We start from the raw sequence: 21732 nt of genomic DNA, 5'->3' as shown, positions 1-21732 counted from the left end.
AATTGCCGCGCCAGCGCTATGGCTTGGCGGCGCGAGCTCGAAAGACGCCTCCGATTCGCTTCGCGAACAACGTGAAGTCTCAGAAATGTCAGGCAAAGCATTGAAATAACGCTTGAAAATGCGGGTGGCGATGCCGCGTTGTCGATCCTGGGCTGAGGGCGCTACAGTCTCGCCTTTCGCACCCTCGGAGAGGCAGCCATGACCCCATCCCGCGACATTGCGCGGCTCATCGAGATCATGGCCGCCCTGCGCACCCCGGATAGCGGCTGCCCCTGGGACCTGGAGCAGACCTTCGGCACGGTGGTGCCCTATACCATCGAGGAGGCCTATGAGGTGGCCGACGCGGTGGCGCGGGCGGACCTCGGGGATCTGCGCGAGGAACTGGGGGATCTGCTGTTGCAGGTGGTTTTCCACGCCCGCATGGGTGAGGAACTGGGCGCGTTCGATTTTGGCGATGTGGTTCAGGCCATCACCGAAAAGCTCATCCGCCGCCATCCGCACGTGTTCGGCACCGCGCGGGAGCTGTCACCGGAGCGGGTGAAGGCCCTGTGGGGCGAGATCAAGGCCCAGGAAAAGCAGGAGCGGGCGGCGCGCCGCGCCGCGGCGGGACTTCCGGCGGAAGAGGATGGCAAGAGTGCGCTCGCCGGCGTGCCCCTGCCCTTCCCCGCCCTCACCCGGGCTTTGAAATTGCAGGAAAAAGCCGCCAAGGTCGGGTTCGACTGGGATGATGCCCGCCAGGTGCTGGCCAAGATCCAGGAGGAAGCGGCGGAGGTGGCCGAAGCGTTGGAAGACGCGGACGCCACGGCGGTTCAGGATGAGATTGGCGATCTTCTGTTCGCCGTCACCAACCTCGCGCGCCACGCGGGGGTGGACCCGGAAGCGGCGCTGCGCGGCACCAATGACAAGTTCGTGCGGCGGTTCCGCCATATCGAGACGCGCCTGGCGGCGCAGGATCTGACCCCGGCCGCCGCGGATCTCGACCAGATGGAGCGCTTGTGGAGCGAGGCGAAGGCGCTGGAGCGCGCGACGCCATCGGCCGAGCCGTCGATCACTCCGCCCGTGGTGGATGGCGCGACGCGACGGACGGGCTGACGCGCTTGCCGCGCGACTTAGTCGCGCGGCTTGGCTGCGGGAGTGGCTCCGGTAGCGCCTGTCTCGATGGGGGGCATCGCGAGCCCCGTTGGAGCCTGAGCCGCCACATGGTCGGCACCGAACCGCCGGCGCACGAGCCCCACCTTCTCCGGCGCGACGCGCAAGGTCACGTGCAGTTGGCCGTCAGCCCCCAGCTCGCGGGCCAGCACCTCGCCATGGCGATAGAGCCAGCCCATCCCCTCCCCGTCTTCGGCGGCGAGGGCGATGGAGAGGGTGTCCCGGCCGCTGGTGATGCGGCGCTCGATCTCGTCGAGCAAAGCGTCCGTCCCTTCTCCGGTCAGGGCGGACACCAGCACCGGCGCCGCGCCGCTCTCCGCCCGGGCGACACTGTTGAAGGCGGCATCGCGCGCCTCGGGGCTCAGCCGGTCGACCTTGTTCCAGACATCCAGCACCCGGCCGCCGCTCTCCACCGCAATGCCCAGCTCACCCAGAACGTCCGCCACGTCGGCCGCCTGGGCCGCGGTATCCGGATGAGAGATGTCGCGCACGTGCAGGATCAGGTCGGCCTCCACCACCTCTTCCAGGGTGGCCCGGAAAGCGGCCACCAGCTGGGTCGGCAGCTCGGAGATGAAGCCAACGGTGTCCGACAGGATGATGCGGGTGCCATGGGGCAGGTCCACCGCCCTCAAGGTGGGATCGAGAGTGGCGAACAGTAGGTCCTGCGCGGTCACGTCGGCGCGGGTCAAGCGGTTGAAGAGGGTGGATTTTCCGGCATTGGTGTAGCCCACCAGCGCCACCACCGGATAGGGCACGCGCTTGCGGCTGGCCCGGTGCAGGCCGCGGGTGCGCTTGACCTGCTCCAGGTCCTTCTCGATGCGGATGATCCGCTCGCCGATCAGCCGGCGGTCGGCCTCGATCTGGGTTTCGCCGGGGCCACCCAGAAAGCCGAAGCCGCCGCGCTGGCGCTCCAGGTGGGTCCAGGAGCGGACCAAACGCGAGCGCTGGTAGTTGAGATGGGCGAGCTCCACCTGCAGCGCGCCTTCGCGGGTGCGCGCCCGGCGGCCGAAGATCTCCAGAATCAAGGCGGTGCGGTCCACCACCTTGGTGGACCACGCCTTTTCCAGGTTGCGTTGCTGCACCGGCGTCAAGGCCGCATCGAAGAACACCAGGTCCACCGCCTCGTTGGCGACGATGCTGGCGATCTCCTCCACCTTGCCGGTGCCCAGATAGGTGGCAGGGCGGATGTCAGCGAGGGGGATGACCGCGGAATAGACCACGTCGAGGTCGATGGCCGCCGCCAGGCCCACCGCTTCATCCAGCCGGGCTTCGGGGGCGCGCCGATCGCTGAGCGAACGTTCCGCTGGGCTGATGCGCGCACGCCGGCTCAAGGCCGGCGTCAGCACGGCACAACGAGTCGGGGGCGCGCGGCGATCAACGCCGGCACCCGCTCCCTTGCGCTCAACCGCAGACGGTGCGCCGTCCCCCATGTGCGACGACGGCACACCACTCTTCGCCCCCATGCGGGCGATGCTGCGCTCCACGTGTGTCAGGCCTTCTCCGTCCCTTCATCGGTGGGATCGAACAACTGGATGGGATGCCCCGGCATGATGGTCGAGATGGCGTGCTTGTAGACCAGCTGAGAATGCCCATCCCGACGCAGAAGCACACAAAAATTGTCGAACCAAGTCACGACGCCCTGCAGCTTCACCCCGTTCACCAGAAAAATCGTGAGGGGGGTCTTATTCTTGCGGACGTGATTGAGAAAAGTGTCTTGCAGATTTTGGGTCCGTTCCGCCGCCATTTTCGTATCCGTTTGTTTCCGGCGTTGAGTCCAGGGTCGATGCAATTATGCGTTGCACGATGATCCCTGGGAGTTATCAGCCTACAATGGCACAGCCTTGCGGCAGCGCAATATCATTTTGTATCCGTCCACCCCTGGCGGGCGTCCAAGCGTGTGCGCGGCTGGCGTGTGCGCGGTTGGCGTGCGCTGTTCAGGCGGTCACCTCGGCGAAGTCGTGGAAGCGCTGGCGCAGGGCGGTGGCCACCGGGCCGGGATGTCCGGCGCCGATGGGCGAGCCATCAAGGGTCACCACCGGCATCACCAGCGTCGAGGCGGCGGTGATAAAGGCCTCGGCTGCCTCGCGGGCCTCCGCCAGGGTGAAGGGGCGTTCCTCCAGCTGGTAACCCAACTCATGGGCCACCTCCACCACCACCGTGCGGGTGATCCCCCGCAGAATGCCGGCCTCGGCCGGACGGGTGACGATGGCGCCACCGCGGGTGACGATCCAGGCATTGCTGGAAGCGCCCTCAGTGACGTATCCGTCGGTATCCACGAACCAAGCCTCACGCGCACCGGCCTCCTTCGCGGCCTGCTTGGCGAGCACATTTGGCAGCAGGGACAGGGATTTGATGTCCACCCGCGGCCACCGGTTCTCGGGCACGCTGATGACCGCGACGCCGTGGAGCGCGGTCGCCTCCTGGGTGGCGGGATTGGCCCGACGGGCCGTCACCACCAGGCTCGGCGGCGTATCGGGGGCGGGAAAGACATGCTCGCGCCGGGCCACGCCGCGGGTCACCTGCAGATAGACGCTGCCATTGATGACGCCGTTGCGCCGCACCACCTCCTTCAGCACCAGCCCCAGCGCCGTGCGGCTCATGGGCGCAGGAATGCGCAGCTCGCGCAGGGAGCGATCGAGGCGATCCAGGTGGCGCCGCTCCTCGATCAGGTGGCCGTGGCGGACCTCGCAGACCTCATAGACGCCATCGGCGAACTGATAGCCGCGATCCTCGATATGGATGCCGGCCTCCTGGTGCGGCAGGTAGCGGCCGTTGACATAGGCGATGCGGGACATGGGACTTCCGATGCGGTGAGCGTGGCGCTAACGTTCAGATGCGGCCGGACATCAGCCGGCGGATCTTCTGGGCCAGGCGGAATTCCTTGGAACGCCGGGTGCGGGCGATCTCCAGCTCGGCATCGCCGCGGCGCTGGTGGTCGGTGAGCCCGCGCCCCAGCCGGGAAAACAGGGCACGCACATAGGCGACATCGGCTTCGTCGGCGTCCAGCAGGGCGGCGAGCCGCTCCTGGCTGCGGCCGAAGGCCAGCACGCCAAGTCCGTGGCCGTGGTGGAACTCGAAGCTGCGGCCAAGGCCGCGCACCTCGGTCCAGAACTTGTTCACCCCGAAGCCCCGTTCAAACACCTGGGTGTCGTGGAACAGCACCACGGCATCGGCGCTGAGCTTGCCGCGCCAGGTCTCGAAATCGTGGCTGACCGCCTCATAGGTGTGGAAGCCGTCGATATGCAGCAGGTCCACGCTGCCATCGGCCAGATGGGCCGTGGCGGCATCGAAATCCATCCGCAGGAGGTTGGCGAAGCCGGCATATTTCAGGTCCACCACCGCCTTAAGGTCGGCATAGACCTGGGGCGGCAGCGGCCCGGCATGGGCATCGCCCTCCCACGAATCCACCGCATAGGCGCGGGTGTCGCAGCCGGTGGCGACCACCGATTGGCAGAAGGCGAGGAAGGAGGTGCCCTGAAAGGTGCCCAGCTCCACCAGGGTGCGCGGCTGCAGGGTGGCGATCAGCCAGAAGGCGAACGGCACATGCTCGGTCCAGGCCGAAGGGCGCAGATCCTCGGGGAAGGCGAACGTGACTGCCGGAAAGGTCTTGCGGCAGGCTTCGATGCTCATCAATTTGGGTCCAGTTTCCGGGTCCGGCCAGGGGCCGCGCGCGGGCCGTCGCGGCCGCCCCCGGGCTCGCGCCACGCTTAGCATGGTGCGGGGGCGCGAAGCAAAGGCCCCTGCCCCGTCAGGTGCGCCACACCGCCAGGTGGGCCATGACGAACAGGCCGATGATCTCCAGCCGGCCGGCGATCATGCCCAGCCCCGCCACCACCACCGATCCGGCGGGCAGCGTGGCCAGCGGCGGCCAGCCGGCGCCGCTGGCGTCATAGATGGGCCCGGTGTTGCTGATGATGGCGGCCCCCGCCGTCAAAGCCGCATCGAAGCTCGGCAGGCCGGGTGCGAGGGCGATGATGCACGCGCCATAGACGGCGAACAGGGTGGCCGCTCCCACCCATACGCCGCGCATGGCCGAGCCCACCCCGCCCTCTTCCAGCGCCGCCGGCTGCACCAGGTTGGGATAGACGAGGCGCAGCAGATCGCCACGGGCGCGCAGCAGCATGGCCCGCAGCCGCAGCATCTTCAGCCCGCCAGCGGCCGAAAGGGCGCCGCCGCCCAGCAGCACCACGGCGATGATCACGCCCATGGGCAGGCTGGCATAGGTGCCGTCATGGGGCCCGATGCCACTGGTGGAGATCAGCGACGCGGCGGTGAACAGCCCATCGCGCAGCGCATCCACCACCGGCGAGTCGGCGTGGTTGAACAAGATGACGCCGAACACCAGGCCCAGCGCCAGCCAGTAGAGCAGCAGCACCACGCTTTCCTTCTGCTCCGGCGCCGCATTGATGCGGCGGGTCACCAGCGCCCGGTGCCAACGCACCGAGGTGGCCGCCCACAGCAGGAAGGGCAGCATCAGCCACTTGGGGGTGCTCTCCAGGGTCAGGGCCAGCTGCGCCTCGGGCGGCAGATGGGCCCCGGTGGAGGCGACGGCGGTGGCGAGGGTGAAGGAGACATAGAGGCTATGCCCCCCCACCATCAGCACCAGCACGGCGGCCAGGGTGAGCAGCACATAAAGGGGGGCGATCTCGCGCACCACGCCGCGCACGTCCACCACGTCCAAGAGGGTTCCCCCCTTCGGGGTGCGATCGGGCAGCCCGCCGAGGCCGGCCGGCGCCAGCACGGTGACCGCCGAGACGATGGTCAGCAGCCCGCCGCTCCATTGCAGCAGGGCGAGCCAGACATAAAGGCTGCGCGGGCCATTGTGGACGGCAGTGACGCCGGTGGTGGTGAAAGCGGAAACGGCTTCCAGCCAGGCGGCCAGGGGCGGCAGCCCCGCCGCCACCGAAATGGCCGGCGTGGCGGCCAGCGGCAGCACCAGCCACAAGAGGGTGAGGCCGGCGAGGCCCTGGGCCTGCCGCAGCCGCAGGTGGCTGCCCTCCGTGGTGAAGCGCAGGGCGCCGGCAAGAAAGATGCAGAAGGCGGCGGTGGCGAGGAAGATGGGCGCGTGACCGGTCCCGCCCCGGCCCGCCACGGCAGCGGGAACCAGGGCCATCAGGCCAGTCGCGGCCAGGGCGCTGGCGAGCGGACGCACCGCATTGATCATCGCATGAAGCTCTCAGAAGAATTCGAGCGCGACGCGGAACAGTTGCTCCACCCGCTTGATGCGATCGGCCAGGGCGAACAGCACCACCCGGTCGTGGGCGCGCACCACGAAATCACCGCGGGGCTGCAGCACCTGACCGTTGCGGACAATGGCGCCGATGCGCAGGCCGTCCAGAAGATCGAGATCGCGCAGGGTTTTGCCCACCAGGGGCGAGGTTTCCAGCGCTTCGGCCTCAATCACCTCGCCGGTGCCGTCGAGCAGGGCGTGGACGCCGCGGATGCGGCCACGCCGCACGTGCTGGAGCACCTTCGACACGGTGATCTGGCGCGGATTGACGTGGGCGTCGATGCCGAGCCCCCTGGCGAAGGCTGCGTAGCCCTGCTCGTTCAGCAGCGCCAGGATGCGGCGAGCACCGATCTGCTTGGAGAGCAGGCAGGAGAGGATGTTGATGCGATCGTCGTTGGTGAGGGCGATCATGGTGTCCGCCTCGCCCACCCCGGCCTCGTCGAGAATGGTGCGATCGAGGGAATCACCGTTGAGCACGACCGCCCGCGACAGCAGCTCGGCGATGCTCTGCGCCCGGGTCCGGTTGTGCTCGATGACCTTGATGCGCGCCAGCGGATTGCGCCGTTCCAGCTCGCTCGCCACGTAGAAGCCGATGTTGCCGCCACCGGCGATGACGATGCGCTGGCCGGGGGCCTCGTCATGGCCGAAGATGCCGAGCGCCCGCTGCACCTGGTCCGCCTTGGCCACGAAATAGGCGATGTCGCCGGTCTGCAATTGCTCGGTGGAGCTGGGCACCAGCGTCTTGCCGGCCCGGCTGATGGCGACAATGGTGGCCTGAACATCGGGAAACAGCTGGGTGAGCTGGCTCAGGGGCGTGTCGACGATGGGGCATTCCTCGCCGCACAGCACGCCCACCACCACGATGGCGCCATCGGCGAAGGAGACGGTGTCGATGGCGCCGGGCAGGGAGAGGCGCCGCAGCACCATCTCGCCCACCTCGATCTCGGGGGAGATCACCACGTCGATCGGCAGGTGATCGCGCGAGAGCAGGTCGCGCCATTCGGGCGCGAGATAGGTCTGGGCGCGGATGCGGGCGACCTTGGTGGGCACGTTGAACAAGGCGTGGGCCACCTGGCAGGCCACCATGTTCACCTCGTCGTGCAGGGTGACGGCGATGAGCATGTCGGCCTGGTCGATGCCGGCCCGCGCCAGCACGTCGGGATGGGACCCCCAGCCCACCACGCCCCGCACGTCGATCTGCTCGGTCACCATCTGGATCCGGCGCGCATCCGAATCGATGATGGAGACATCGTTCTGCTCCCCGGCGAGGCGCTCGGCGATTCCCAACCCCACCTGCCCCGCACCGCAGATCACGACCCTCATGGAGTCCCCCTTGCCCACCAGCCTCGGCCGCGGGCCCCGCCCGCGGCTGCGCGTGGGCAGGCCCACCCGTGCGCAGCATCCGATTCCGCCGCAGGCTATGCGTTTCGGAACCGGATGACGAGTCCAGCGCCGCGACGCGGGATCAGCCGACCCCCAGGGCCTTGAGCTTGCGGTGGAGCGCCGAGCGCTCCATGCCCACGAACTCGGCGGTGCGCGAGATGTTGCCGCCGAAACGGTTGATCTGCGCCGCCAGATACTCCCGCTCGAACACCTCCCGCGCCTCCCGCAGGGGCAGGCCCATAAGGTGCTCGCCCCCGTGCCCGTTCGGCAGGCTGGGCACCAGGGCACCCACGTCCGGCGGCAGCATGCCGGCGGTGATGGTGGCTTCGGGATCGCCTCCGGCGAGGATCAGCAGGCGCTCCACATTGTTGCGCAGCTGCCGCACGTTGCCGGGCCAGTCGTGGGACTGCAGCACCGCCATGGCATCGTCGCCAATGGGGCGGCGGGGCATGCCGGTGCTCTGGGAGATGGTGTCGAGGAAGAAATCCACCAGGTCTGGAATGTCCTCGCGGCGCTCCGCCAGCGGCGGCACGCGGATCGGCACCACCGACAGGCGATGGTAGAGATCCTCGCGGAACCGCCCCTTGGCGATCTCCTCCTCCAGGTTGCGGCCGGTGGACGAGATGATGCGCACATCGACACTGACGCGCTCGCTGGAGCCGATGCGGGTGAAGGTCTGTTCCACCAGCACCCGCAGCACGCGGTTCTGCGTCTCGCGCGGCATGTCGGCGATCTCGTCCAGGAACAAGGTGCCGCCGTGAGCCTCTTCCAGGGCGCCGCGCTTGGCCTCCCGCCCCTCCCCCTCGGACACGCCGAACAGCTCGAACTCCAGACGCTCCGGCGTGATGGCGGCGGAATTCAGCACCACGAACGGGCCAGCCGCCCGGCCCGACTGGGCGTGAATCATCCGCGCCGCAAGTTCCTTGCCCGAACCGGAAGGGCCGACGATGAGAATGCGGCTGTTGGTGGGGCCCACGCGCTCGATGGTCGCCTTGAGCTGCTGCACCGCGCCGGACCGGCCCACCAGCACCCGCGCATGGGGGGCGAGCTGCTTCAGCTCCTTCAGTTCCCGTTTCAGGCGCAGGGTTTCCAGGGCCCGCTCGGCCACCATCACCAGCCGGTCGGCGTTGAACGGCTTCTCGATGAAGTCGTAGGCACCGCGCTTGATGGCCGCCACCGCGGTCTCGATATTGCCGTGGCCGGAGATCATCACCACCGGCACATCCGGGTGCTGGGTCTTGATCTCGTTCAGCAATTCCAGCCCATCCAGCCGGCTGCCCTGCAGCCAGATGTCGAGGAAAATGAGATTGGGCCGGCGGCTGGCGATGGCCGCCAGGGCGCTGTCGGCATCACGGGCGGTGCGAGCGCCATAGCCCTCGTCCTCCAGGATGCCCGCCACCAGCTCGCCGATGTCGGCCTCGTCATCGACGATCAGGATATCCATGGCCATGGTTCAGGCTCTCCCGAAAACGGGGGTGGAAGGCGTGGGAGAGGCGCCACCGCCGGCCGGCTGGCCATCGGCGCGCAGGCGCAGGCGAATCCAGGCGCCGCGCCCCTCCGGAGAATCGTTCAACTCAATGCCCCCGCCGTGCTCCTCCATGATCTTGCCCACGATGGCAAGGCCAAGGCCGGTGCCCTTCTCCCGGGTGGTCACATAAGGCTCAAGAAGGCGGCTGCGCTTATCCTGAGGCAGCCCCATGCCGTTATCGATGACGTCGATGATGAGATCCTCGCCTTCCGCCGCGGCCTTGACCTTGATGCGCGGCGCGCCGCGATCGGCCTCCGGCAGGCCATCAATGGCCTCAGCTGCGTTTTTCAGGATGTTGGTAAGCGCCTGGGAGATCAGCCGCCGGTCGAAGCGCGCCGGCAGGGCGTTCGGCAGCTCGGTCTCGAAGGTCACGGTGGGATGGCCGACGCGCATCAGGAACACCGCCTGACGGATGGTCTCGGCAAGGTCCTGGGCGTCCACCACGGGTTTGGGCATGCGCGCGAAGGAGGAGAACTCATCCACCATGCGGCCGATGTCGCCCACCTGGCGGATGATGGTGTCCGTGCACTGGTCGAACACGTCGCGATCCTGGGTGATGTGCCGGCCGTATTTGCGCTTCAGCCGCTCCGCCGAAAGCTGGATGGGCGTGAGCGGATTCTTGATCTCGTGGGCGATGCGCCGCGCCACGTCGGCCCAGGCGGAGGTGCGCTGAGCGGTGATGAGGGCGGTGATGTCGTCCAGGGTCACCACCCAGCCGTGATCGTCCTCGGTGGACTGCTCGGTGGTGACGCGCATGGCGAAAATGCGTTCCCGGCCGTCCCGCTGCAGGGTGATATTGCCCTGGATGATGCGCTGGCCGGCATGCTCGGCCTCGGCCATCAGCGCCGCCGTTTCCGGTACCACGTCGGCCAGCTTGCGGCCGAGGGTGTCCGGCTCGCTGAGCCCCAGCAACCGCTCGGCCGACCGGTTGAGGATGGTGACCCGCTCAGCCGCATCGAGGCCGATGACGCCGGCCCCCACGCCCGCCAGAACCGCCTCCGTGAAGCGGCGCCGGCTGTCGATCTGCTCGCTGGCGTGCACCAGGTCGTTGCGCTGCGCCTTGAGCTCCGAGGTCATGGTGTTGAAGGTCTCGCCCAGGGTGGCGAGGTCGCCTTCGGCGCGGTTCACCGGCACCTGCACGTCCAGATTGCCATTGGCGACCCGCCCCGCCGCCCACATCAGCCGGCGAATGGGCGCCACCAGCCATTTGGAGAAGTTGATGCCCAGCCACACCGCGCTCAGCAGCACGATGAGGGTGATGAGCGCATACATCAGCGCGAAGGCGAGCTGCACGTTGAAGCGCCGCGCCTCCAGCGCCTGGTAGTCGCGCAGCGTCTCAGTGGTCAGGGTGAGATAGCCCATGATGCGCGGATCCACCGGCCGGGCCACATAAAGGAACAGGCCGTCGAAATCCCGCAGCGGCACCACGGCGCCGACGAAATCCCCGTTGATGGGGCTGTAGATGACCGGCTCGTCGGCGCTGGCATCGTTGATGGCGATGTTCTCCGGCACCAGGAATTCGCGGTCGGTATGCAGGTTGTTGCGCTCCACCACCGAGCGGTCGCGACGGATGATCTGCGCGCCCGGAACGTTGCGCAGCGCCGCCTGCGCCGTCAGCACCTGCGAGAACTGCGCCTTGTCCTTCTCATAGAGCGGCTTCAGGCGGGACAGGTCGTTGGCCATGGCCAGCGCGTCGCCGCGTATGGAGAGGGCATGCTCGCGCCAATAGGTCTGCGCCACCGACCCCACCATGCCGACGATCTGCTGGGTGCGGGTGGAGAAATAGCGATCGAGGCTGCGGTCGAGGGTGAGGCTGGCGACGATGGCGACGACGATGGTCGGCACCACCGAGACCACGGTGAACAGCGCGATGATCCGCACATGCAACCGCGCCGCCGCGCGCCCGCGCCGCCGCGCCCGAATGATGCCGGCCACCTCATGGCCGATGACCACCAGAAGAATGAGGCCCGCCACCCCGCAGCCGCCCAGCACCCAGTCGGTGACCTGCTTGGTGGGCACGATGCTGGTGAGGCCCATCAGGATGAGGAACGCCCCCAGCGCCACCGCCAGGGAGAGCACCACCACCACCGGCGCGAACAGCCGCGCCGCCAGCCGTCGGCGGGGCACGGGAACAGGCGCGACCGCTTCGGCCGGCGTATCGATCATGATCTCGGTCGTCCCTCAGCTCAGCCTGCGGCCGCGGCGTGAGTCGCCGCATGCGTACTGATGCAGTGGAACGACACTGGTGCAAAAATGTGACAGAAGGGAGAGGTGTCTGCCACTTTCCCCTGCGGATCTCGTGGCTTGGGTAGCGGGCTCCCGCCCTCGCCCCTTCCGGGGATGGGCTCGCGCCGCCGGCCGGCGACGCGAGCGGACGCAGCTCAACGGCTGGTGCGGATCACCTGGATGTCCAGGTCGCGGATCTTCTTGCGCAGCGTGTTGCGGTTGAGGCCGAGGAGCTCCGCCGCCTTGATCTGGTTGCCGCGGGTGGCCGCCAAGGCCGCCGACAGCAACGGATATTCCACGTCCTTCAAGATGCGGTGATAGAGGCCGGGCGGCGGCAGGTCTTCTCCGAAGCCGGCAAAATAGGTGTTGAGATGCCGCTCGACGGACGCGGACAACGTGGTGTCCACCGGCCCTTCCTCGGTGAGGGCGCTCGGCACCGGTTCGGACAGCTCGGCATCGATGATGACGGGCGTGATGACCTCTTGCGGATACAGCGCCGCCAGCCGCCGCACCAGATTTTCCAGTTCGCGCACGTTGCCCGGCCAGCGGTAGCGCTTGAGCCGGTCGAGCGCCGCCGCGTCGATCTGTTTCGCCGGCAAACCTTCTCGCTCGGCCTGCAGGAAGAAGTGGCGCACCAGGTCCGGCACGTCTTCCGAGCGCTCACGCAAAGGTGGAAGACGTAGCGGCACCACATTGAGGCGAAAGAACAAATCCTCGCGGAAGAGGCCCTGCTGAATGAGCGTCCGCAGGTCCTTGTTGGTGGCGGCGATGATGCGCACATCGGTCTTGATGGGGGTGCGCCCGCCCACGGTGGTGTATTCGCCCTGCTGCAGCACGCGCAGGAGGCGGGTCTGCGCCTCCATGGGCATGTCGCCGATTTCGTCGAGGAACAAGGTGCCGCCTTCCGCCTGCTCGAAGCGGCCGGGATTGCGGGTGGTGGCGCCGGTGAACGAGCCCTTCTCGTGGCCGAACAGCTCGCTCTCGATAAGGTCGCGGGGAATGGCCGCCATGTTGATGGCGACGAACGGCCCGGTGCGGCGCTTGCCATAATCGTGCAGGGCGCGGGCCACCAGTTCCTTGCCGGTGCCGCTCTCGCCGACGATCATCACCGTGAGATCGGTCTGCATCAGGCGGGCCAGAAGGCGGTAGATCTCCTGCATGGCGGGGGAGCGCCCCACCAACGGGATATTGTCCTGCTCCTCGTTCAGCGGAACCCCGTTGTCGCCCTTCTTCGGCTCCGCCAGAGCGCGGCCGACGATGGAGATCAGTTCCTTGAGATCGAACGGCTTGGGCAGATATTCATAGGCGCCGCGCTCGGAGGCGCGGATGGCGGTCATGAAGGTGTTCTGCGCGCTCATCACGATGACCGGCAGATCCGGCCGTGCCTTCTTGATGCGGGGCAGCAGATCGAAGGCGTTCTCGTCGGGCATGACCACGTCGGTGATCACGAGGTCGCCGTCGCCCTGGCTGACCCAGCGCCAGAGGGTGGCCGCGTTGCCGCAGGAGCGCACTTCATAGCCGGCCCGGGACAGGGCCTGATTGAGCACCGTGCGGATCGCGGCGTCGTCGTCGGCGACCAGGATGCTTCCGGTTGGCATGGACACCTCAGTTGGCCTCTTTGGCAGTGCTCGTGCTGCGATACATGGGCAGAAGCACGCGGAAGGTGGTGCGGCGCGGCTGGCTCTCGCATTCCACGATGCCGCCGTGATCGCCGATGATCTTGGCAACTAAAGCAAGTCCGAGGCCACTGCCCGAAGGCTTGGTGGTCACGAACGGGTCGAACAGGTGCGGGACGAGGTCGTCCGGCACCCCCTTGCCATTGTCGCGCACGCAGAACTCAAGGGGCAGGCTGACCCGCGAGGAGGCACCCGGCACGGTGAGCCGCACGCCGGGGCGGAAGGCGGTGGTGAGCTGAATCTCGCCATCGGGGTCGCCGTCGATGGCTTCCGCCGCATTCTTCACCAGATTGAGGAAAACCTGGATCAGCTGGTCGCGATTGCCCAGCACCGGCGGCAGCGAGGGGTCGTAATCCTCCACAAAGCGGATGTTGCGGGCGAATCCGCTCATGGCCAGGGTGCGCACATGCTCCAGCACCGAATGGATGTTCACCGGCTCGCGCTCCACCGGGCGCTCGTCGGAAAACACCTCCATACGGTCCACCAGCTTCACGATGCGATCCGCCTCGTCGCAGATCAGCCGGGTCAGCGCCCGGTCCTCGTCATCCGCCGACTGCTCCAGCAACTGGGCGGCGCCGCGAATGCCCGACAGCGGGTTCTTGATCTCATGCGCCAGCATGGCCGCAAGGCCGCTGACCGAGCGGGCGGCGCCGCGATGGGTGAGCTGGCGGTCCATCTTGTCGGCGATGGTGCGCTCCTGCAGCATCACCACCACATGATCCGGACGCTCGGCCACCGGCGCTACGTGGATATCCACGATCCGCTCGCCGCCATTGCGGGGGGTGCCGAGATCCACCCGATATTCGTTCACCGGCGCGCCGCGCACCCGCACCTGCTCGATCAACCCGAGCAAAGGTGTGCCGAAGGGCACGAACTCCTGGAACGGGCGGCGCCGCAGCAGCGGCGCACTGACCTCGAAAAAGGCTTCCGCCGCCACGTTGGCGTCCACCACGTGGCCGGTATCGGAAATGGTGAAGAGGGGGTGCGGCACGGCGTCCAGAATGGCCCGCGTGAGGCACTGATCCTCGGGCTGGGGCTTGCGTTCGCTGTCCATTTTCCTGGCTTCGGCGGTCATGCCGCAGCCCTCCACATGAGTTCGTCATAAGCGGCGGCAATCCCGGCCTTCACGGCCGTTGGATCTTCGCTGGTGAGCAGGCGCGAACGCCACCGCCGCGTGAATTCGGAGCCGATCCCCCCGGCTGCCTCAAGGGCCCAGCCCACATGCTTGCGGGCCTGTCGCAAGCCCAGCTCACGCCCGTAAAGCGCCAGCCAGTCGTCATAAAGCTCCAGCAACACATCGCGCTGCTCGTCCAGGGCGGGCGGATCCGGAACGCGCCCGCAGGCCAGCGTCGCCGCCACCTGCCCGGGAAACCAGGGCCGTCCCTGGGCACCGCGCCCGATCATCACCCCATCGGCCCCCGATTGATCCAGCATGGCGCGGGCCGATCCCGCTTCCACCAGGTCGCCATTGGCCACCACCGGCAGCCGGACCGCCACCTTGACCGCCCGGATGGCCCGCCAATCGGCCTGGCCGGTGTAGAACTGGCACCGGGTACGCCCGTGCACCGTCACCAGGGCGAGGCCGCTCGCCTCGGCAATGCGCGCCAGCTCCACCGCCGTGGGCGTGGCCTCATCCCACCCCAGGCGCGTCTTCACCGTCACCGGCACCGAAACCGCGCCGCGTACCGCCTCGATGATCCGCCGGGCCACCGGCAGGTCGCGCAACAGCGCCGCGCCGGCTGCGCCTGTGGTGACCCGCTTGGCCGGACAGCCCATGTTGATGTCGATGAGCCTCGCCCCCGCCGCCTCGGCGACGCGCGCGGCCTCTCCCATCCAATAGGGGTCGTTGCCAGCGATCTGCACGGCGTGGAGCGCCACGCCCTGCCCCTCCGCCCGCAGCATCATTTCCGGATGCCCGTCCAGCAGCGCCTGGCTGGCGACCATCTCCGAGATCACAAGTCCAGCGCCATAGCGCAGCGCCATCCGCCGCACCGGCGCGTCGGTGATGCCCGCCATGGGCGCAAGCAGCACTGCATTGGGCAGGACATGCGGCCCGATTTGCAACGCAGGGGTGAAAGAAGTCGCAGTTTCGTGCACAGAAATTGGGCCAGATCAGGTGTGCCTACATCTTAGACATTTGCGCGCCATGCGCAAGGGCAGTGTGCGTAGATGTGCGGCGCATCATGGACACGCCCGCTGCCTCACCCGCTGCCCGACCCCTGCCCTGCCCAACCTCGCACGCGCGGCGGTCGCGGACCTTGCATCGGCCGCACCGCCGCGCTTCAAAGGTGTGATCAAGAGGAGTTCGTGGGCATGAATTGCGTGGCCATCGTCGTCGCCGCGGGTCGGGGGAGCCGCGCGGGTGGGGCCCTGCCGAAGCAATATCAAAGCGTTGGCGGCGAGCCGGTGCTGCGCCACACCCTGCGGGCCTTTGCGGCACACCCGCAGATCGCCGGCGTGCTACCGGTGATTCATGACGATGATTCGGGCCTGTTCGCCGAAGTCTCGCAGGGTCTGCCCAAGATCATGGCACCGGTGGTGGGCGGCGAGAGCCGACAGGCGTCAGTGCGTGCCGGATTGCATGCGCTGCGGGCCACGCCACCCACCAGTGTGCTGGTGCATGATGCCGCCCGCCCCTTCACCTCCGCGGCCCTGATCGCGCGCGCGGTCGCCGCCGCGAATGCGGAGCGGGCAGCCATCCCGGTGGTGCCGGTGACGGATACGGTGAAGACCGTGGATGTGGCCGGGCGGGTCACCGGCACTCTGGATCGGCGCGCGTTGCGGGCGGTTCAGACCCCGCAGGCCTTCGCCTATGGGCTGCTGGCGGGGGCCCATGATGCCGCCGCGCGCTGCGGCATCTCCAGTTTCACCGACGATGCCGCGGTGGTGGAATGGGCCGGGCACCGCGTCGCCACCTTCGAGGGAGAGACCACCAACGTGAAGCTCACATTCGCCGAAGACCTGCTGCAGGCCGAGCGCAGCATGGAGGCGCGCTCCGAACTCGCCCCCCTCGGCGACATCCGCACCGGCAGCGGTTTCGATGTGCACGCCTTCACCCCCGGCGATCATGTGATGCTGGGGGGCATTCCCATTCCCCACGCCTTCGCCCTCGCCGGCCATTCCGATGCGGACGTGGCGCTGCATGCGCTCACCGATGCCATCCTCGGTGCCCTCGGCGATGGCGACATCGGCTCGCATTTCCCGCCGTCCGATCCGCAGTGGAAGGGCGCCGCCTCCGATCGCTTCCTGGCCCATGCGGTGGATCTCGTGCACGCGCGCGGCGGGCGCATCGCCCATGTGGATCTCACCATCATCTGCGAAGCGCCCAAGGTAGGGCCCCATCGTGAAGCCATCCGGACCTCGGTGGCGGGCATTGCCCGGCTGCCGGTGGGGCGCGTGAGCGTCAAGGCCACCACCACCGAGAAGCTCGGCTTCACGGGCCGTCGTGAAGGCATCGCCGCCATGGCCACCGCCACGGTGCGCCTGCCGTTCCAGGAGGAGGCATGATCGACGCTGATGCCTATGCCGCCGCCGAGGCGGTGCTGGTGGCCTTTCGCGCCCGCCGCTGGACCTTGGCCACGGCCGAATCGTGCACCGGCGGCCTGGTTGCCGGCACGCTGACGGCGGTGCCGGGCTCGTCGGACGTGGTGGACCGCGGCTTCGTCACGTATTCCAATGCCGCCAAAGTCGCCATGATCGCGGTGCCGGAGGCCACTTTGCTGGCCCATGGTGCGGTGAGCGAGGAAACCGCCCGCGCCATGGCAGAGGGCGCACGCGCCGCCGCCGGCGTGGATGTGGCGGTCTCCGTCACCGGGGTGGCCGGGCCGGGCGGCGGCAGCATTCTCAAGCCGGTGGGGCTGGTGCATTTCGGCTGCGCCCGCCGGGATGGGACAACCACCCATCGCGCCATGCAATTCGGTGATCCCGGCCGCGCCGAAATCCGCCACCAGGCCGTTCTGGTGGCGCTCTCCCTATTGGCGGAAGCCGCGCGATAAGGACCTGCGGCGACCCTCAGCCGGCGCCATAGACCGTGTTGGCCCGCTCCTCGAAGGCGTCCGCGAAGCGCCGGAATGCCGCATCGAACATGGCGCCCATCAGCATGCCGAGGGTACGGGAGCGGAACTCGTAGGAGATGAAGAATTTCACATCGCAGGCTTTATCCCCCTGCGATACGAACTCCCATCGATTGTCGAGCCGACTAAATGGCCCGTCGAGATACTCCACATGGATGGTGAGGCGTGGGCGATCCAGCAACACCCGCGAGGTGAAGGTCTCGCGGATCATCTTGTAGGCGACGGTCATGTCCGCCACCAGGATCTCCACTCCTTCATCGGAGCGGGCACGCCGCTTCACCCGCAGGGCTGCGCACAGGGGCACGAACTCCGGGTAGTGCTCCACATCGGCGACGAGGTCGAACATGTCGGCGGCGCTGTGCTGAACCCGCCGCGCGTTGGAGAAGGATGGCACGGTCGCTCAGGCCCGCCCGATCTTCGCCGCGCGCGCTGTGCGCAGCTTCTCGAAATCCTCGCCGGCATGGTGCGAGGAGCGGGTGAGCGGGCTCGAGGAGACCATCAGGAAGCCCTTGGCGAAGGCCACCGTCTCATAGGCCTTGAACTCGTCCGGGGTCACGAAACGCTCCACCTTGTGGTGCTGGCGGGTGGGCTGGAGATACTGGCCGATGGTGAGGAAATCCACGTCCGCCGAGCGCAGGTCGTCCATCAATTGCAGCACCTCGTTCCGCTCCTCGCCGAGGCCGACCATGATGCCGGACTTGGTGAACAGGGTGGGGTCCAGCTCCTTCACCTTCTGGAGCAGCCGCAGCGAGTGGAAATAGCGGGCGCCGGGGCGGACCGTGAGATACTTAGCCGGAACGGTTTCCAGATTGTGGTTGAACACGTCCGGCCGCGCCGCCACCACCACCTCCAGCGCCCCGTCCTTGCGCAGGAAATCGGGGGTGAGGATCTCGATGGTGGTCGCCGGGCTCGCCGCGCGGATGGCGGCGATAGTGCGGGCGAAATGGGCGGCTCCGCCATCGGCGAGGTCGTCCCGGTCCACTGAGGTGATCACCACGTGGGAAAGACCGAGCTTGCCCACCGCATCGGCCACCTTCTGCGGCTCGTCGGCATCGAGCGGGCCGGGCAGGCCGGTGCGCACGTTGCAGAAGGCGCAGGCGCGCGTGCAGGTGTCCCCCATGATCATCATGGTGGCGTGCTTCTTCTCCCAGCACTCGCCGATATTGGGACAGCCGGCCTCCTCACACACCGTATGCAGGCCGTTGGCCCGCACGATGCCGGCGGTTTCCGACCAGCCGGCCGAGCCCGGCGCCTTCACGCGGATCCACTCGGGCTTGCGCAGCACCTCGGTGAGCGGGCGGTGGGCCTTTTCCGGGTGACGGGGGCGGTTCAGCGTGTTGATCACATTGACCATGACGGTGTCCAACGTCCTGCGGCGCGCGAGGCGCCCACTGTCTGTGCCGGCGTCAGGCCGGCTTGGTGCCGCGGATGGCGCGCCAGATGGCGAGCAGCAGGATCGCGCCACAGGTGGAGACCACCAGCCGATCCAGAAAACCATCCCCGATATAGTTCAGGCCCAGCCCGCTCGCCACCCAGCCTCCGAGCAGACCTCCCACGAGCCCCACGAAGAGGTTGGTCCACAGGCCGCCATTCGATTTCATCACCTTCTCGGCGATGTATCCGGCCAGGATGCCGACCACGATGGAGATGATGAGACCCATGCGCCCCTCCTATCGCGAGCGGATCGCCCGCCACACCCACAGCACCACGATGGCGCCGACGATGGCGGCAATCAGCGTGCGGAAGAAGCCGAACACCGGGATGTTCAGCAGCGTGGCGAACTCGCCGCCCACGAACGCGCCGGCGATGCCGACGATGAGGTTGGTGAGCAGTCCGTGACTGCTGTCGGTCACCCGCTCGGCCACCCAGCCGGCGATGATGCCGATGACGATCATGGAAAAGAAACCGACACCCGGCTGGTTCAGAAACGCATAGGTTTCCGCGTTCATCCTTGCCCCTCCGCCTCGCGCCGGCCCCGCCGGCATCCCTTCATACCCCAGATGGCCCGCCGACGCAGCGTCGGCAAGGCCCGCTGGCGCGTCAGATATGGATGGCCCGGCCGTAGGCGCTCATGACGCTCTCGTGCATCATTTCCGAGAGGGTGGGATGCGGGAACACCGTGTGGATCAGCTCCTCCTCGGTGGTCTCCAGATTCATGGCCACCACGAAGCCCTGGATGAGCTCGGTCACCTCCGCCCCCACCATGTGGGCGCCCAGGAGTTCGCCGGTCTTGGCGTCGAAGATGGTCTTGATCAGCCCATCCGGCTCGCCAAGGGCAATGGCCTTGCCATTGCCGATATAGGGGAAGCGCCCGACCTTGATCTCGCGGCCGGCCTCCTTGGCCTTCTTCTCGGTGAGGCCCACGGAGGCGATCTGCGGCGTACAATAGGTGCAGCCGGGGATCTTCAGCTTGTCCATGGGATGGGTGTGGAGGCCCTTGATGGTCTCGACGCAGATCACCCCTTCGTGCTCGGCCTTGTGGGCCAGCATGGGCGCGCCGGCGATGTCGCCGATGGCATAGAGGCCCGCCACGTTGGTGCGGCCATAGCCATCGGTGGCGATGATGCCGCGCTCCATCTTCACGCCGAGCGCTTCGAGGCCGAGGCCTTCCACATTGCCCACCACGCCGACGGCGGAGATCATGCGCTCCACCTCGATGTCCTGCTTGGCGCCCTTGGCGTCCTCCACATGGACCACCAGGCTGTCGGCCTTCTTGGTGACGCCGGTGACCTTGGCGCCGGAGAGGATCTTCATTCCCTGCTTTTCAAAGCGCTTGCGGGCGTGGGCGGCGATCTCCTCGTCCTCCACGGGCAGGATCTGCGGCAGCACTTCAACCACTGTCACTTCGGCGCCGAGCGTGCGATAGAAGGAGGCGAACTCGATGCCGATGGCGCCCGAGCCCATCACCAGCAGGCTTTTCGGCATGCGGTCCGGCTTCAGGGCCTCGAAATAGGTCCAGATGAGCTTCTTGTCCGGCTCCAGGCCCGGCAGCGCGCGCGGGCGGGCACCGGTGGCGACGATGATGTGCTTGGCCGCATACTCGCCGCCGCCCTTGGCGCCCTTGGGCGGGTTTTCTGCCGCCTCCACCTTGATCTTGCCGGGGGCGGTGATGAGGGCCTTGCCCCAGATCACGTCCACCTTGTTCTTCGAGAGCAGGAAACCGACGCCGGTGGAGAGCTGGGCGGAGACGCCGCGCGAGCGCTTCACTACGGCATCGAGATCAAAGCCGATCTTCTCCGCCGAGAGACCATAGTCCTTGGCGTGCTCCATATAATGGTAGATCTCGGCCGAGCGCAGCAGCGCCTTGGTGGGGATGCAGCCCCAGTTGAGGCAGATGCCGCCCAGGTGGCTCTTTTCCACCACGGCGGTCTTGAAGCCGAGCTGGGCGGCGCGGATGGCGGCCACATAGCCGCCCGGCCCGCCGCCGATGACGATGATGTCGTAGGTATCAGCCATGGGATGCCTCCTCGGATGCCTTTTCGCCGCGCATGTCTGGGGCGACTTCCGGATGGGATGACGACGACCCGGCGCCAAGGCGGCCCGCCGCGCGGGCCGCCGCCAGGGTTTCCAGCACCTGCTCGAACAGATCGAGGTCGCGGAACGGGTCGCCGGCGGCCGTCTCGGCCTGGATCACCGGCAGGCGGGAGGCGCTCAGGGCCTCCGCCAGCATGAGATTGTCGAAATGGCCGAAGTCCTCCACATGGAGGCCGTCGCGCAGCAGCGTGGCCGGCGCATCGGTGACCTCCGCGCTGCCGATAGTGGCATGGGCGCGGTGTTTCAGTTCGCCAGGACTGTTGGAATAGGCGGCTACCGGCTTGCCCAGGGCGAAGGCAAAGCCCAGCTCGAACGCGGTACCGGGATCGGCGCTGACACCGCGGAACGGGGTCAGATTCGCCACCACGGCGTCGGCGGAGCGCATCAAACCGATGTTGTTGTGGAAAATGGTGCGGCTCAAGGTGCCGCCGGCGTCCACCAGCAGCGGCTCGCCATCAATGGGGTAGAGGCCGGTGAAGCCGAAGCGCGCGCACAGCGCCATCTTGCGCCGGCCGATCTCGCGCGCGTCGTCGAGGAACACTTCCGGGCCGGCGAGGTAGAGCTTCATCGCGTCCGCACTCCATGGCGCCGGCGCCCAGGCGCCGGCCCCTCGGCTCCGGAACGCAAGCCATGGCCGCGTTCCGGAGGATCAGGGGACGGGTGCGCCCCGCCCCGGGGTCACTTCTTCAGGATGGCGTAAAGCTCATCCTTGAGGGTCATGCGCTGCTTGCGCAGCTCTTCCATCTCGTCGTCGCCGAGGGGCTCCACGTCGGTCTCGGCGCGGTGCACCTGGCGGTTCACCTCGTGATAAGCCTCGTAGAGCTTGGCGAAGTGGGCATCGCTCTCCTTCAGCGCCTGCATCTTCTCGGCATATTCCGGGAGGTCGGCGGCGAGCTCGTGGGGCGTATGGGTGCTCATCTGTCGTTTCACCTG

21 protein-coding genes are annotated in these 21732 nt (G+C 67.7%); 3 read left to right on the top strand and 18 right to left on the bottom strand.

What is annotated here, in order from left to right; genetic code table 11:
• The first annotated feature begins 198 nt into the window (after window positions 1–198).
• Window positions 199–1092 (top strand): nucleoside triphosphate pyrophosphohydrolase, encoded by an 894-nt coding sequence (gene mazG, locus ACU4E7_RS17885; RefSeq protein ID WP_447019683.1) that lies wholly within the window; start codon window positions 199–201, stop codon window positions 1090–1092.
• A 17-nt stretch (window positions 1093–1109) separates the two neighbouring features.
• Here the strand turns inward: mazG and hflX are convergent, their stop codons facing one another.
• From hflX to dusB, 11 genes are all read right to left on the bottom strand, one after another.
• The gene (gene hflX / locus ACU4E7_RS17880; protein ID WP_447021662.1) at window positions 1110–2579 is read right to left on the bottom strand and encodes a GTPase HflX; all 1470 of its coding nucleotides are present in this window, start codon (window positions 2577–2579) and stop codon (window positions 1110–1112) included.
• Between the two features lie 59 nt (window positions 2580–2638).
• A complete protein-coding gene (hfq, locus tag ACU4E7_RS17875) occupies window positions 2639–2893 on the bottom strand; it encodes an RNA chaperone Hfq (RefSeq protein ID WP_238122639.1) in 255 nt (84 codons plus the stop codon).
• 190 nt (window positions 2894–3083) lie between these two features.
• Window positions 3084–3944, bottom strand: a complete 861-nt coding sequence (locus ACU4E7_RS17870) for a D-amino-acid transaminase (RefSeq protein ID WP_238122640.1) — start codon at window positions 3942–3944, stop codon at window positions 3084–3086.
• A gap of 34 nt (window positions 3945–3978) precedes the next feature.
• Window positions 3979–4779, bottom strand: a complete 801-nt coding sequence (locus tag ACU4E7_RS17865; RefSeq protein WP_447019682.1) for a class I SAM-dependent methyltransferase — start codon at window positions 4777–4779, stop codon at window positions 3979–3981.
• A 118-nt stretch (window positions 4780–4897) separates the two neighbouring features.
• Window positions 4898–6313 carry a potassium transporter TrkG gene (locus ACU4E7_RS17860; RefSeq protein ID WP_447019681.1) on the bottom strand — a complete coding sequence of 472 codons (1416 nt, stop codon included), beginning with the start codon at window positions 6311–6313 and terminating at the stop codon, window positions 4898–4900.
• A gap of 12 nt (window positions 6314–6325) precedes the next feature.
• The gene (trkA, locus tag ACU4E7_RS17855) at window positions 6326–7702 is read right to left on the bottom strand and encodes a Trk system potassium transporter TrkA (protein WP_238122643.1); all 1377 of its coding nucleotides are present in this window, start codon (window positions 7700–7702) and stop codon (window positions 6326–6328) included.
• A 142-nt stretch (window positions 7703–7844) separates the two neighbouring features.
• Complete coding sequence (ntrX, locus tag ACU4E7_RS17850) at window positions 7845–9212, bottom strand: nitrogen assimilation response regulator NtrX (protein ID WP_447019680.1); 1368 nt, start codon at window positions 9210–9212, stop codon at window positions 7845–7847.
• A 3-nt stretch (window positions 9213–9215) separates the two neighbouring features.
• The gene (locus tag ACU4E7_RS17845) at window positions 9216–11456 is read right to left on the bottom strand and encodes an ATP-binding protein (RefSeq protein ID WP_447019679.1); all 2241 of its coding nucleotides are present in this window, start codon (window positions 11454–11456) and stop codon (window positions 9216–9218) included.
• A gap of 215 nt (window positions 11457–11671) precedes the next feature.
• On the bottom strand, window positions 11672–13114 hold the full coding sequence (ntrC, locus tag ACU4E7_RS17840) for a nitrogen regulation protein NR(I) (RefSeq protein ID WP_238122646.1): 1443 nt from the start codon (window positions 13112–13114) through the stop codon (window positions 11672–11674).
• A gap of 7 nt (window positions 13115–13121) precedes the next feature.
• Window positions 13122–14246: a two-component system sensor histidine kinase NtrB gene (locus ACU4E7_RS17835; protein ID WP_238122840.1), complete on the bottom strand. Its 1125-nt coding sequence runs from the start codon at window positions 14244–14246 to the stop codon at window positions 13122–13124.
• Between the two features lie 17 nt (window positions 14247–14263).
• A complete protein-coding gene (dusB, locus tag ACU4E7_RS17830) occupies window positions 14264–15208 on the bottom strand; it encodes a tRNA dihydrouridine synthase DusB (protein WP_447019678.1) in 945 nt (314 codons plus the stop codon).
• Window positions 15209–15505: 297 nt separating this feature from the next.
• On the opposite strand from dusB, the gene ACU4E7_RS17825 reads away from it, so the two are divergent.
• Together ACU4E7_RS17825 and ACU4E7_RS17820 are read left to right on the top strand one after the other, a co-directional pair.
• Window positions 15506–16699 (top strand): bifunctional 2-C-methyl-D-erythritol 4-phosphate cytidylyltransferase/2-C-methyl-D-erythritol 2,4-cyclodiphosphate synthase, encoded by a 1194-nt coding sequence (locus tag ACU4E7_RS17825; protein WP_447019677.1) that lies wholly within the window; start codon window positions 15506–15508, stop codon window positions 16697–16699.
• Window positions 16696–17187: a CinA family protein gene (locus ACU4E7_RS17820; protein WP_447019676.1), complete on the top strand. Its 492-nt coding sequence runs from the start codon at window positions 16696–16698 to the stop codon at window positions 17185–17187. The genes ACU4E7_RS17825 and ACU4E7_RS17820 overlap by 4 nt, the downstream gene beginning before the upstream one ends.
• A gap of 16 nt (window positions 17188–17203) precedes the next feature.
• Here the strand turns inward: ACU4E7_RS17820 and ACU4E7_RS17815 are convergent, their stop codons facing one another.
• The 7 genes from ACU4E7_RS17815 to ACU4E7_RS17785 form a co-directional block, all read right to left on the bottom strand.
• Window positions 17204–17659 (bottom strand): type II toxin-antitoxin system RatA family toxin, encoded by a 456-nt coding sequence (locus ACU4E7_RS17815; RefSeq protein ID WP_238122650.1) that lies wholly within the window; start codon window positions 17657–17659, stop codon window positions 17204–17206.
• A 6-nt stretch (window positions 17660–17665) separates the two neighbouring features.
• Window positions 17666–18619 (bottom strand): lipoyl synthase, encoded by a 954-nt coding sequence (gene lipA, locus ACU4E7_RS17810; protein WP_447019675.1) that lies wholly within the window; start codon window positions 18617–18619, stop codon window positions 17666–17668.
• Between the two features lie 52 nt (window positions 18620–18671).
• The gene (locus tag ACU4E7_RS17805) at window positions 18672–18926 is read right to left on the bottom strand and encodes a GlsB/YeaQ/YmgE family stress response membrane protein (RefSeq protein WP_238122652.1); all 255 of its coding nucleotides are present in this window, start codon (window positions 18924–18926) and stop codon (window positions 18672–18674) included.
• Window positions 18927–18935: 9 nt separating this feature from the next.
• Window positions 18936–19214 (bottom strand): GlsB/YeaQ/YmgE family stress response membrane protein, encoded by a 279-nt coding sequence (locus ACU4E7_RS17800; RefSeq protein ID WP_447019674.1) that lies wholly within the window; start codon window positions 19212–19214, stop codon window positions 18936–18938.
• Between the two features lie 91 nt (window positions 19215–19305).
• Window positions 19306–20721 (bottom strand): dihydrolipoyl dehydrogenase, encoded by a 1416-nt coding sequence (gene lpdA / locus ACU4E7_RS17795; protein WP_447019673.1) that lies wholly within the window; start codon window positions 20719–20721, stop codon window positions 19306–19308.
• Window positions 20714–21367, bottom strand: coding sequence for a nucleoside 2-deoxyribosyltransferase (locus ACU4E7_RS17790; protein WP_447019672.1), 654 nt, complete (start codon window positions 21365–21367; stop codon window positions 20714–20716). The genes lpdA and ACU4E7_RS17790 overlap by 8 nt, the downstream gene beginning before the upstream one ends.
• Window positions 21368–21477: 110 nt before the next feature.
• Window positions 21478–21717 (bottom strand): YdcH family protein, encoded by a 240-nt coding sequence (locus ACU4E7_RS17785; protein ID WP_238122656.1) that lies wholly within the window; start codon window positions 21715–21717, stop codon window positions 21478–21480.
• Window positions 21718–21732: the final 15 nt, after the last annotated feature.

It is taken from the genome of Xanthobacter sp. ZOL 2024 (genome assembly GCF_052932325.1).
The sequence above is the reverse complement of the archived record's forward strand: the minus strand, read 5'-3'. Positions and strand labels throughout refer to the sequence as shown.

What these genes read in the sequence shown, in the direction of transcription:
- mazG (WP_447019683.1), top strand. Translation starts at nt 199, where the DNA reads ATGACCCCATCCCGCGACATTGCGCGGCTCATCGAGATCATGGCCGCC.
- hflX (WP_447021662.1), bottom strand. Translation starts at nt 2,579, where the DNA reads ATGGGGGACGGCGCACCGTCTGCGGTTGAGCGCAAGGGAGCGGGTGCC.
- hfq (WP_238122639.1), bottom strand. Translation starts at nt 2,893, where the DNA reads ATGGCGGCGGAACGGACCCAAAATCTGCAAGACACTTTTCTCAATCAC.
- ACU4E7_RS17870 (WP_238122640.1), bottom strand. Translation starts at nt 3,944, where the DNA reads ATGTCCCGCATCGCCTATGTCAACGGCCGCTACCTGCCGCACCAGGAG.
- ACU4E7_RS17865 (WP_447019682.1), bottom strand. Translation starts at nt 4,779, where the DNA reads ATGAGCATCGAAGCCTGCCGCAAGACCTTTCCGGCAGTCACGTTCGCC.
- ACU4E7_RS17860 (WP_447019681.1), bottom strand. Translation starts at nt 6,313, where the DNA reads ATGATCAATGCGGTGCGTCCGCTCGCCAGCGCCCTGGCCGCGACTGGC.
- trkA (WP_238122643.1), bottom strand. Translation starts at nt 7,702, where the DNA reads ATGAGGGTCGTGATCTGCGGTGCGGGGCAGGTGGGGTTGGGAATCGCC.
- ntrX (WP_447019680.1), bottom strand. Translation starts at nt 9,212, where the DNA reads ATGGCCATGGATATCCTGATCGTCGATGACGAGGCCGACATCGGCGAG.
- ACU4E7_RS17845 (WP_447019679.1), bottom strand. Translation starts at nt 11,456, where the DNA reads ATGATCGATACGCCGGCCGAAGCGGTCGCGCCTGTTCCCGTGCCCCGC.
- ntrC (WP_238122646.1), bottom strand. Translation starts at nt 13,114, where the DNA reads ATGCCAACCGGAAGCATCCTGGTCGCCGACGACGACGCCGCGATCCGC.
- ACU4E7_RS17835 (WP_238122840.1), bottom strand. Translation starts at nt 14,246, where the DNA reads ATGGACAGCGAACGCAAGCCCCAGCCCGAGGATCAGTGCCTCACGCGG.
- dusB (WP_447019678.1), bottom strand. Translation starts at nt 15,208, where the DNA reads ATGGCGGGCATCACCGACGCGCCGGTGCGGCGGATGGCGCTGCGCTAT.
- ACU4E7_RS17825 (WP_447019677.1), top strand. Translation starts at nt 15,506, where the DNA reads ATGAATTGCGTGGCCATCGTCGTCGCCGCGGGTCGGGGGAGCCGCGCG.
- ACU4E7_RS17820 (WP_447019676.1), top strand. Translation starts at nt 16,696, where the DNA reads ATGATCGACGCTGATGCCTATGCCGCCGCCGAGGCGGTGCTGGTGGCC.
- lipA (WP_447019675.1), bottom strand. Translation starts at nt 18,619, where the DNA reads ATGGTCAATGTGATCAACACGCTGAACCGCCCCCGTCACCCGGAAAAG.
- ACU4E7_RS17805 (WP_238122652.1), bottom strand. Translation starts at nt 18,926, where the DNA reads ATGGGTCTCATCATCTCCATCGTGGTCGGCATCCTGGCCGGATACATC.
- ACU4E7_RS17800 (WP_447019674.1), bottom strand. Translation starts at nt 19,214, where the DNA reads ATGAACGCGGAAACCTATGCGTTTCTGAACCAGCCGGGTGTCGGTTTC.
- lpdA (WP_447019673.1), bottom strand. Translation starts at nt 20,721, where the DNA reads ATGGCTGATACCTACGACATCATCGTCATCGGCGGCGGGCCGGGCGGC.
- ACU4E7_RS17790 (WP_447019672.1), bottom strand. Translation starts at nt 21,367, where the DNA reads ATGAAGCTCTACCTCGCCGGCCCGGAAGTGTTCCTCGACGACGCGCGC.
- ACU4E7_RS17785 (WP_238122656.1), bottom strand. Translation starts at nt 21,717, where the DNA reads ATGAGCACCCATACGCCCCACGAGCTCGCCGCCGACCTCCCGGAATAT.